Source organism: uncultured Georgenia sp., from assembly GCF_937958535.1.
Classification (GTDB): Bacteria; Actinomycetota; Actinomycetes; order Actinomycetales; family Actinomycetaceae; genus Oceanitalea.
In genome coordinates this window covers 1-11,128 of record NZ_CALGNQ010000173.1, presented here as the reverse complement: position 1 = coordinate 11,128, position 11,128 = coordinate 1, and the positions used below count along the sequence as shown (strand labels likewise).

Below are 11,128 nucleotides of genomic sequence, written 5' to 3'. Positions count from 1 at the left end.
GGAGTCGGGTGCTGGTTCCGGCCCTGCCGGGGTGGGGCCGGAGTCGGGTGCTGGTTCCGGCCCTGCCGGGGTGGGGCCGGAGTCGGGTGCTGGTCCCGGCCCTGCCGGGGTGGGGTCCGACTCGGGAGGTGGTCCCGGACCCGCCGGGGTGAGGCTCGACTCGGGAGCCGGCACGGCAGCCGCGGGGGCTGCCTCCGGCCCTCTGGCGGCTGATCCAACGAGTCCTCCGGCCGGCGGGTACTACCCGACGTCCTCCTGGTCGGCGGGTCGGGTGGTCGCCGTGGTCGCCGGCTCCGTCGCCGTCCTGCTCGGGCTGCTCGCCGTCGTCGGCGGCATCACGCTGCTGACGTGGCAGGCGAGCCAGCGGGAGGACGGCTACGTCACCACCCCCACGTGGGAGGTGGACACCCCCGGATACGCCGCCGTCACCGACGAGCTCGTGCTCCGCGGGGAGTGGCTGGACGAGGGCCTGGGCGACGTGCGACTGCGCGCCGTCGGCCACGGCGGGGAGATCTTCCTCGGGGTCGCCTCTGCGCAGGACGCTGCCGCCTACCTCGACGGGGTGGCGCGTGAGATGCGGGGCAACGCCTTCGTCGACAGCGAGCTGGGCGGTGGCGCACCGGCAGTGCCGCCCGCCGATACGGATATCTGGATCGCCTCCGCCACTGGATCCGGGCCGGTCCGGCTCGACCTGGAGCCCGAGCCGGGGAGCTACGTCGTGGTGGTCATGGCTGCCGACGGCGGGGCGGGCGTGCACGCGAGTGTCGACGCCGGAGCCACCCTGCCCTGGCTCGGCGTCGCCGCGGCGGTCGCGCTGGTCAGTGGGTTCGTGCTGCTCGGCGGCGGTCTCGCCGCCGTCGTCCTGGCGGTACGTGCCGCCTCGCGGGTGGGTCGCCGTCAGCCGGTGGCCGGGCCGTGAGGTGTCTGGAGGGCCGGGGCGTCGCGCCGGTGGTGGGGCCGGGAGAGCCCCCGGAGGGCTGGAGAGTCACGCCGGTGGCCGGGCCGTGAGACCCCCGGAGGGCTGGAGAGTCACGCCGGTGGCGGAGGGGAGCGGTCATGAACAGGTCACGGCGTGTGCTCGCGCTCGCGGGCGTCGTCCTCGTCGTCGTGGTCGTGCTCGGGGCGTGTGCTGCGGGCCAGAACGTGCAGGAGGTGCCCGGTGGTCGCGGCTTCTGGTTCGGGCTGTGGCACGGGGTCATCCTGCCCGTCACGTTCATCGTCTCGCTGTTCACCGACACCGTGAGCATCTACGAGGTCGACAACAACGGGAACTGGTACGACGCCGGCTTCGTCCTGGGAGTGGCGCTCTTCTCCGGGCCGGTGATGGCGCTCCGGGGCCGCAGGTCGTGACGGCTCCGCAACCGGGTGCGGAGAGTCGCTGCCGGGTGTGAAGAGCCGCTGCCCGTCCGCCGGTAGGCTGGCCACAGCCTGCACCGGGCGACGACGACCAAGGAGTGCACTTCGGGATGTCCGAGACGGCGACGACGACCAGCGTCCACCTTGCCGACGGCGACATGCCGGCACACCTGTGGCTCCCACCGTCCGGGTCTGGGCCCGGCCTGCTGCTCCTCCAGGAGATCTTCGGGGTGAGCACCTACATCAGGAGCCGGGCGCGGGACCTCGCGGATCTCGGGTACGTCGTGCTCGCGCCGGAGCTCTACTGGCGGCTCGGGGAGACGGTCGACGAGTCGCGGGACGACGTGCTCGAGCAGGGGATGGCGCTCGCGGGCCGGCTCGACTGGGGGCAGACGGTCGCCGACTCCGTCGCCGCGCTCGACGCCCTGCGCGCCCGGCCCGAGGTCACCGGCGGTGTCGGGGCCGTCGGGTTCTGCTTCGGTGGGGGAGTGGCGTTCAACGTCGCTGCGGAGGCGGACGTCGACGCCCTCGTCTCGTACTACGGCTCGGCCCTGCCGAAGCTGCTCGACCTGGCGGACCGGGTGACTGTCCCGAGCCTGCACCACTTCGGCACCGCCGACACCTACATCCCGCTCGATCAGGTCGAGCTGATCCGCGCTGCCGTCGACGGTCCCGAGGTGGAGTTCCACCTCCACGACGGTGCCGGCCACGCCTTCGACAACCCGGCACCCATGTTCCACCACCCGGGCGCGGCCGAGGACGCCTGGGCGCTCACCGTGGACTTCCTGGCGCGCCGGCTCCCAGTGGCCGGGGGTGCCGGGAACCGCTGAGGCGGCGCGCCTGCGTTACCCGTGCGGCGCGTGCGTCGTCCCCGGTCGGTCGCGGTCGTGGGGGCGGTGTGTTCGTTGTGCGCGGTCGGGTGCGGTCGCGTCCGGTGGCGTGGTAGTTGTCCCCAGCCGGCCGCGGTCGCCCCGGGCGTGCCACGGCTGTGGATGGCGCGGCCGACCGGGCACAGGCGGCCCGATGCTGCCTGCGAGCCCCCCATCGCGGGGGCCGGGCGACGCGGCCACGGAGGGGACCATGCACGAGCGTATGCCGAGCATCACGCCGATCGGCGGGGGAGGCGCATGGGAGCCCGCCGGCACCCATGAGCGACCGGAGCGGGCCGCGCTGCCGCCGAGGTCGGGCCAGCCGTGGACCGATGCGGAGTACGAGCAGATCCTCGCCGCGGCACGGGAAGGGGTGTCCGACATCGCCGAGGTGGCCGAGCGGATCGGACGGTCACCGCAGCCTACGCTGCAGAAGGCGAAGCGGTTGCTGCCCGTGGCCGAGCGCTCAGCGCCGGTGGACCGGGTGCTGCCGCTGCTGCGCAAGCACCTGGAGGACCCCGAGTACGACTGGCAACGCGTGACGCTGGAGGACCCGCCGCCGCGTCCGGTCATCAACCCGCCGGCTCTGACGGGGATCCGCGGGCTGCGCTCGCCTGAGCTGGTCGCCCTCAGCTATGCCGTCGGTCTCGCTGCGGAGGCGGTGGATGAGAGCGTGGTCGACCAGGTGGGTGAGGAGCTGTACCGCCGAGGGCTGCACCACGAGCTGGTGAGGTACCGCGCCGAGCGGGTGGTGCGTCGCCCCGGGGCGGAGGTCACGTACGACGAGGCCGAGCTCGATGCCTTCGCCTGGTTGCGCCGCGTGTTCCCGATGCCCGACCACCTCCCGTGGAACACCTGGCCCGAGACGTGGAGCGAGGCCGAACCGCCGGACTGGTGAAAGGTCGTGCGGCCGGTTCGAGCGGCTCAGAATGGCGGCTCGTCGGGCTCAGGATGGCGCCGTCAGGATCAGAATGGCGGCCCGTCGTCCCCGGACCAGCTGGGTCCGTCCTCCAGCCCGGGCCACGAGCTGGGCTCCGCGCCAGGACGCAGGGCCCAGCTGCCTCCGACGTCGGTGCCGGCGGCGACCTTGGCCAGCACGGCGTCGACGGCGTCGGGCGAGAGGTGCCGACCGGAGCGGGTGGCGGCCTGTGCGGCCGCGCGGAGCCCTTCGGCGGTGCGCCGAGGGAGGGTGACCACGGTGCCGTCCGGGCGGCGCAGATAGCCATGGCCGGTGGGTGTGGTCCACGCGTAGGTGCGGTCGGAACCGTGGGCGACGGTGAAGGCACCGAGGGACTTGATCGGGTGGTCGGCTGTGCACAGCGGCCCGATGTTCTCGGCGGAGGTCTCTCCGCCGTGCTGCCACTCCTGCTCGTGGTCGAGGTCGCACGTGGTGGCGGGGGCGCTGCAGCCGGGACGGACGCAGGTGCGGTCGCGTTCGCGGACGTGGTCGGTGATCGCGGCGGTCGGCTGGTAGCGAGTGCGGCCGACGTTGAGCACCTGTTGGGTGAGCGGGTCGGTGACGAGGCGTCGCCAGACGCCTCCGGCGGCGAGGGCGCGGGCCACCTCGTGCGGGATCGGTCCGTACCGCTCCAGCTCGGCTACGGGCTCGGGGTCGCGCTCCAGGGCCGTGAGCTCTGCCCGGTCTGGGTCGGTGAGCAACACGTTGAGCGGGACGGTGACGCGGACGTCTGCACGGCCGCCGCCCAATGTGCCGAGCCGGACCCGGGGCAGACGGCACCCCGTGAGTCGGTGGCCGGGATGCGGAGGTCCGGTGTCGAACCCGGACGTGGGGACGGGCGGCGATGCATCACCGGGCTCGAGTGGCTCGCCCTCGTCAGCGGGAGATGGGCCTTCGTCCGCGGTGTGTGGTGGCGACGTCTCCTTGCTCGACGCTGGTGTGCCAGTCCTGTCTGGCGGTGGTGTGCGCGTCGTCCCCCGCGATGGTGCCCCCGCCCTGTCTGGCGGTGGTGCGCCCGTCGTCTCGGGCGGTGGCGCCTCCGTCATCTCCGGCGGTGGTGGGCCCAACGTGCCCGGTGGTGGCATACCGTCGGGGGCCACGGAGTCCGTGGCTGCCGTCGCGTCGGGGATGTCGAGTTCGGACGCGGAGACGACCTCCGGGTGCGGAGGGGCCGCGCCGTTGCGGGATGGCGCCGGGGTGCTGACGGGTTCGGGACAGTCCGGGCCACTGCCCCGTTGGGGCTGCTGTGTCTGGTCACCGGCCCGTTCGGGGTGCTGCGTCTCTTCACCGCCCCGTCCGGGGTGCTGTGTCTGGTCACCGGCCCGTTCGGGGTGCTGTGTCTGGTCACCGGCCCGTTCGGGGTGCTGTGTCTCGCCGTCGGACGAGGGCGCCTGGGCATCGGCATCCCCGAGTTCGGGAGATTTCGCGTCACCGCCCCGCTCCAGCCCCGCTGTCGCGTCGTGCCGTGACCGACAACCGCATGGACAGGGCACGCCGGTGATCGGGCCGATGTGCCCGAGCTCGAGTGCGGTGTGTGCCATGAGGGCAAGTGAGTCGGCACGGAGCTGGTCGAGTGTGCGGCGGTCGCCGCTGTTCTTGGCGGCTCGGGCGGCGGCCTCGAGCGTGGTGTCGAGCGCGACGGCGTCACCGGCGGTGAGCACGGCGGTGACGCTGGCCATGCCGTCGGGCAGCGGGCGGGGTCGGTGGACACACCGCTTCTTGCGGGCGGCGCGGTGGCGGGCATCGGCGGAGTCCGGGTCGACCGCGATGACAGCCTTCGCCAGGTCGTGGTGCACCTGACGCAGCGTGCGCCCCGGCGCCTTCCGCAGCACCTCCGCCTGCGCCGCCATCGCCACCTCGGCGGGAAGGTCGAGCAGCGTCGTGACGATCGCCTGAGCGCGGGGGAAGTCGATGAGCCCCTCCTCCAGCGCCCGACCGGTGGGCTCGAACATCCCGCCGAACGCACGACCGCACGCCGCAAGCCGGATCGCGCTGAGCCGGCTCACCCGTAGCCGCATCGCCAGCTCCTGGCCCGCGACACACTCGCCGCGCGTGCGGCCCGGCACTGTGCCGGGCCACGTGGGGTTCAGCTCGTCACGCTCGGCGAGTGCTGCCGCGGCCCGTGCCGCCTTCGCCGCGGCCCAGGCCTCCAAGCGCTTGAAGGCCGCCACGACCTCCACCAGCGAGAAGGTGTCCACCTGCTCGAGGTCGATCGCCGCCAGGACCTGCGCGAGCTGTTCCCCGGGCGGCAGGTGCTCCAGGTAGTCCCCGATCGCGCCGTGGTGGGGGAGCAGCTCGGAGAGGATAGGCACCGGCCAGTCGGGCGGTGCAGCATCCCCGTAACTGGACCGACCGAAGGTGCGGAACTCCGCCTCGATCGCCGGCAACTCCCGCCACGAGGCGGGCGCATCGATGCCGGCCCACGACGACCTGCCGCGGCTGGACGCCCCGGCATTCCCAGAGGACCCGTCGCGGCCAGACGCCCCAGTGTGACCGGAGGGCCCGTCGCGGCCAGACGCCCCGCCGTCGGCAACGGACGCCAGGTGGCTCGCGAGCAACGCCTCGAAACCCGAGACGAGCATTCCGGCCACCATCCCCTCCGCCAGCCCGCCGCCGTGCTCGCTGGTTGCGGAGGTGGAGGTGCCGCGGTGGTCGCTGGTTGCGGAGGCGGAGGTGCCGCGGTGGTTGCCGGTCGCGGAGGCGGAGGTGCCGCGGCGGTCGCTGGTCGCGGAGGCGGACGTGCCGCGGTGCTCCTCGTCGTCGTTGTCGAGTGCCACGGGCGCCACCTCCTAGGACCACACTATCGAACACCAGTTCGAATAGCAACCCCTGGGTGAGCACCGGTCCCACCGCCGAAATCGCTGCCCGGAACCGCCGCTCGCCCGCTACCTTGGCGCGATGAGTGCCTACCTGCGCTATCCGCACATCCACGGCGACCTCATCACCTTCGTCGCCGACGACGACGTCTGGCTGGCACCCGCCGACGGCGGGCGGGCGTGGCGGCTCACCGCCGACCGAGTGGCCGCCTCCTACCCCCGCTTCTCGCCGGACGGCGCTCATCTCGCCCACGTCTCACACCGCGACGGACATCCCGAGGTCATGGTCGTCGACCTCGCCACCGGTGGCAGCCGGCGCCTCACCTGGTGGGGAGCCGACCGGACGCGCGTGCTCGGCTGGACCGCCGACGGCCGCGTCCTCGCCGCGACGAACGCGGGCGAGGCGAACCTGCGGCACGTCGTCGTCAAGGCCGTCGCGTTGGACGGCGCGGTCGAGCGCCTCGACCTCGGTCCCGCGTCGGGCGTCGCCCTCGCCGGCGACGGACGGGTGGCCCTCACCACCTGGAACACCCTCCCGCCGGCGCACTGGAAGCGCTACCGCGGCGGCACCGCCCCCAAGCTGTGGCTGCGCACGGCCGGTACGTGGCAACGGCTCCTGCCGGACGAGCGTGCGTCCATCGTCGACCCGATGTGGTTCGGCGACCGCCTCGCATTCGTCTCCGACCGTGCCGCTCGCTTCCCCGACCGCGCCGACGAGCAGGCCAACCTCTGGCTCTGGGACACCCCGGGTGACGGCGAGCCGCGCCAGGTCACCCACCAGGGTCCCGACGTGGGGTACGTCCGGGACGCGGCGACGGACGGGCGGCGCATCGTCTGGCACACCCGCGGCCGGCTCTGGCTCATGGACGACGTCGAGTCACCGGCCCGCCCGCTCGACGTCACGGTCCCGGTGGGGCCTCCGCCGTCGTTCGCGGTCAAGCCGACAGAGAACCTCGACCACCTCGTCCCCGACCACGGCGGCGATGCCAGCCTCGTCGGCTGGCGGGGCAACGCGTACTGGCTCAGCCACCGGCAGGGACCCGCCCGGGCACTGGTGGCCGACTCGGGCGTGCGGGTCCGTGAGCCCGCGCTGCTCGGTCGGACCGGGCGCGCCGTCGTCGTCACGGACGCGGAGGGCGAGGACGCGCTGGAGGTGCACACGCTGACCGGCGCCGAGGCCCCGCGACGGCTCGCCCACGGCGCGCTCGGCCGCGTGCTGCGCCTCGTCGGCGACCCCGCCGGCAGACGCGTGGCCACCGTCTCCCACGACGGTGCGGTGCGGCTGGTGGACGTCGAGTCCGAACAGGTCACCGACATCGACGTCGCGGCCGAGGGCGAGGTCCGGCACATCAGCTTCTCACCCGACGGGCGCTACCTCATGTGGTCCCAGCCGACGCTGGAAGACCGGCTGAACCAGCTGCGGATCGTCGACCTCTCGGCGGGCACCGCTCCCGTCGCCCTCACGTCGGGCAAGTACAACGACCACAACCCCGTCTTCAGCGCGGACGGCAAGTACCTCGTCTTCCTCTCCGACCGCACCTTCGACCCGAGCTACGACAACCACGAGTTCGGGCTCTCGTTCACCGGCTCCACCCGGCCCTGGCTCATCCCGCTCTCCGCGCGTGAACCCGCCCCGTTCGGGCCCAGCGCCGATGGCTGGCGGATCAGCAAGGACACCGGCAAGGACGCCGACGGGGAACCGGTCACCTGCCCCGACCTCGACGTCGACGGTGCCGAGGAGCGGATCGTCCCGTTCGAGGTGCCCTCGGGGCAGTACCGCGACCTGCTGCCCGCCAAGGGAGGCATGCTGTGGGTCAAGGTGGCCGCCGAGACCGGCGTGCTCGGCAGCCGCCGCGCCGGCGTCCAGGGCGAACCACCGGCCGACCAGCTGCAGTACTGGTCCTTCGCCGACCGCAAGGTCACCACCGTGGCCGAGAAGGTCGACGCGGTCGCGGTCTCCGGCGACGGGCAGCGGGTGGTCATCCGGCACAAGGACACCGTCACCGTCCAGCCGGCCGACACCAAGCCCCCCGAGGACGACGACGGCGCGGTCGTCACCGTCGACCTCACCCGGCTCCGGTTCGACGTCGATCCCGCGGCCGAGTGGCGGCAGATGTTCGAGGAGAACCACCGGATCATGCGCGACCACTTCTGGCGCGCGGACATGGACGGCGTCGACTGGGCCGGTGTGGCGGACCGGTGGCGCCCGGTGCTCGACCGGCTGCGCACCCACGACGACCTCGTCGACGTCCTGTGGGAGGTGGGCGCCGAGCTCAACACCTCCCACTCCTACGTCACGCCTGCCGACCCGCCCGGGGACCAGGAACGGCGGCTCGGCCTGCTCGGGGCCGACCTCGCCCGCGCGGAGGACGGCTGGCGCATCGAGCGGATCCTGCCGGGGGAGTCCTCCGACCCGGAGGCGCGCAGCCCGCTCCGGGCGGCCGGGGTGGACGCCCGGGCGGGGGACCTCGTCGTCGCCGTGGACGGGGTGCCGGTCGACCCCGTCCTCGGTCCGGCGCCCCTGCTCGTCGGTGCCGCCGAGAAGCCGGTGGAGCTGACCCTGCGGCGGGGCGGGACCGACCGGCGCGTCGTCGTCGTGCCGCTCAAGTCGGAGGAGACCCTGCGCTACCAGGACTGGGTGCGCTCCCGGCGCGAGTACGTGCGCGAGCAGACCGAGGGACGGCTGGGCTACGTGCACATCCCGGACATGGTGGCCAGCGGCTGGGCGCAGCTGCACCGCGACCTGCGGCACGCCTCACGCGCCGAGGGGATCATCGTCGACGTCCGGTACAACCGCGGCGGGCACACCTCCGAGCTCGTGCTCTCCCGCCTGGTCGCCAAGGTGCTGGCGTGGGCCCCCGGACGACACTTCGCCACGCCGGGCAGCTACCCGAGCCAGGCGGCGCGCGGGCCGGTGGTGCTCGTGGCCAACGCCGAGGCGGGCTCCGACGGCGACATCATCGTCGCGGCCGCGCAGTCGGTGGGGCTCGGCCCGGTGGTCGGGGAGCGGACGTGGGGCGGCGTCATCGGGATCGACGGCCGCTTCACGCTGGTCGACGGGACGTCGGTGACCCAGCCGCGGTACGCGTTCGTCTTCGAGAAGCAGGGTTGGGGCGTGGAGAACCACGGTGTCGAGCCCGACATCGAGGTGGTCCACTCGCCGGGCGACTTCGTGGCGGGGGTGGACAGGCAGCTCGACCGGGCGATCGCGGAGGCGTTCGCCGCGCTCGAGCGCACACCTGCCCTCGATCCGCCGGCGCTGCCGGAGCCGAGGGTGCGGGCGGCCGGTGCTGGTGGGTAGTGACCGCGCCCGGCCGCGTGGTCGGCATCGGTGAGTTGGCGAGCGTCCTGAGTGAGTGAGCGGGTGACCCCCTCGTTCTCCATGCGGGTGTGACAGAGGGCTGTGTATCGCCGACGTCCGACATCGCTGTCGGTCAGCCGCTGCACGGAGCGGTGGGTCCCGCTACGCGTACTCCGCCCGGGTGAGCTCGTAGGAGTCCTTGATGAGGTAGCGCAGCACGTCCTCGTCGACCCGGTCGAGGCGGGTGAGGTAGAGGCATGTCTTGCCGCTCTTGTACGGGCCGAGCTTGGCGAGCTCCTCCGGGCAGCGCTGCTCGTAGTCGGCGACGAGGTAGACGACCAGGTTCGCCTTCCGCGGGCTGAACCCGATGAGCGGGGCGTCGCCCTCGCGGCCGGACTCGTAGCGGTAGTGGTAGCTGCCGAAACCGATGATGCTCTGGCCCCACATCACCGGTTCCTCGCCGGTGATCTCCCGCATGATCTCGACCAGGCGCTCGGCGTCCGCGCGGCGGGTGGCGTTCTCCACCCCGGCGATGAACTCCTGCGGGTCCGCGTCCGTGGGGCGCATCCTGTTGTCAGCCGTGGCCATGGACGGTCCTCTCAGGGGGGCGGGAAGGTGTCGGGCCTTCACCGTAGCCCGTGCGCTCCCGATCGCTGCGGAACGGCTCCGTCGCGGACGACGAGCAGGTCGGGTCGGAGCGAGGTGCGGCACTGGGTGGTCAGGCGCCAGGTCGAGGGCGTGCGGTCCCAGGCCGAGGGTTCACGGCCGCCAGGCCGAGGGCTCACGGTCCCAGGTCGAGGGTTCACGGCCGCCAGGCCGAGGGCTCACGGCCCCAGGTCGAGGGCGTGCGGCCCCGCCGCCGTCAGCCCTCACCGGTGGCGGTCGGACGCGCCGGGTCGGTGATCCAGTGCGACCAGGAACCGGGGTAGAGGGAGGCGTCGACCCCCGCCTCGTGCGCCGCCAGCACGAGCTGGGCCGCGGTCACACCCGAGCCGCAGTAGGCGGTGACGGGGCCGGCACCGGGCACGGCACCGGCGTCGGCGAGGAGCTCGCGGAGGGTCGCGGCCGGGAGGTAGCGGCCCTCGGCGTCGAGCAGCCGTGCGGCCGGGAGTGACCGGGCCCCCGGGATGTGGCCGGCCACCGGGTCGACAGGTTCGTCCTCACCGCGGAAGCGCTCGCCGGCACGGGCGTCGAGCAGCAGCCCGGCCTGCCCGGCGAGCACGTCCTCGGCGTCGACGACGGCGCGCGGGCCGGCCGGTCCACGGGCGCTCGACCCCCTCTCCGCCGGCTGCCCAGCGCCCGTGCGCCCACCGCCGGGTGGCGCGGGTGCCGGGGTCGGGGTCACCTCACCGCTCTCCACGGCCCCGCCCGCGGCTCGCCAGGCCGGCAGGCCGCCGTCGAGCGCCCGCACGTCGTCGTGCCCGATCCACCGCAGGCACCACCACGCCCGCGCTGCGGCCGCCGCCACCCCACCGTCGTAGACGACGACGCTGGTGCCGGGCCCCACCCCGAGCACACGGAAGGACTCGGCCAACCGCCCCGGGGAAGGCAGCGGATGCCGCCCGCCCGCACCGGGCGGGTCGGCGAGGTCGGTGTCGAGGTCGCAGAAGACGGCGCCGGGCAGGTGCGCGGCGCGGTAACCCTCCCGGTCCGCACCGGCGAGCGTCCAGCGCACGTCGAGGAGCAGTGGGGCAGAGCCGTGGCCCAGCAGGGACCGCAGCTGCTCCGGGCTGATCAGTGCGCTCATCGCCTCACCCTGCGTGTCTGCGGTGGTCATCCCCGCATGGTGCCACCTCGCGCGCTCGGCACGTCGGCCGGGCCGAGGGGC

Annotated in this window: 8 protein-coding genes; 5 read left to right on the top strand and 3 right to left on the bottom strand. The window is 73.8% G+C overall.

From position 1 onward, the window contains the following. Positions 1–280 precede the first annotated feature (280 nt). From Q0195_RS09225 to Q0195_RS09210, 4 genes are all read left to right on the top strand, one after another. Positions 281–919, top strand: coding sequence for a hypothetical protein (locus Q0195_RS09225; RefSeq protein ID WP_299277422.1), 639 nt, complete (start codon positions 281–283; stop codon positions 917–919). A gap of 137 nt (positions 920–1,056) precedes the next feature. Continuing rightward, positions 1,057–1,350, top strand: coding sequence for a hypothetical protein (locus tag Q0195_RS09220; protein ID WP_299277420.1), 294 nt, complete (start codon positions 1,057–1,059; stop codon positions 1,348–1,350). 116 nt (positions 1,351–1,466) lie between these two features. Further along, positions 1,467–2,186, top strand: a complete 720-nt coding sequence (locus Q0195_RS09215; protein WP_299277417.1) for a dienelactone hydrolase family protein — start codon at positions 1,467–1,469, stop codon at positions 2,184–2,186. A gap of 250 nt (positions 2,187–2,436) precedes the next feature. Then, on the top strand, positions 2,437–3,123 hold the full coding sequence (locus Q0195_RS09210) for a hypothetical protein (RefSeq protein ID WP_299277414.1): 687 nt from the start codon (positions 2,437–2,439) through the stop codon (positions 3,121–3,123). Positions 3,124–3,191: 68 nt separating this feature from the next. On the opposite strand, the gene Q0195_RS09205 is transcribed toward Q0195_RS09210, so the two are convergent. Next, on the bottom strand, positions 3,192–5,960 hold the full coding sequence (locus Q0195_RS09205) for an HNH endonuclease (RefSeq protein ID WP_299277411.1): 2,769 nt from the start codon (positions 5,958–5,960) through the stop codon (positions 3,192–3,194). Positions 5,961–6,081: 121 nt separating this feature from the next. On the opposite strand from Q0195_RS09205, the gene Q0195_RS09200 reads away from it, so the two are divergent. Next, a complete protein-coding gene (locus Q0195_RS09200; protein ID WP_299277409.1) occupies positions 6,082–9,300 on the top strand; it encodes a S41 family peptidase in 3,219 nt (1,072 codons plus the stop codon). Between the two features lie 162 nt (positions 9,301–9,462). Here Q0195_RS09200 and Q0195_RS09195 read toward each other — a convergent pair whose 3' ends face one another. Then, complete coding sequence (locus tag Q0195_RS09195) at positions 9,463–9,888, bottom strand: DUF1801 domain-containing protein (RefSeq protein WP_299277407.1); 426 nt, start codon at positions 9,886–9,888, stop codon at positions 9,463–9,465. Between the two features lie 274 nt (positions 9,889–10,162). After that, a complete protein-coding gene (locus tag Q0195_RS09190) occupies positions 10,163–11,077 on the bottom strand; it encodes a sulfurtransferase (protein ID WP_299277405.1) in 915 nt (304 codons plus the stop codon). Between the last annotated feature and the right edge of the window lie 51 nt (positions 11,078–11,128).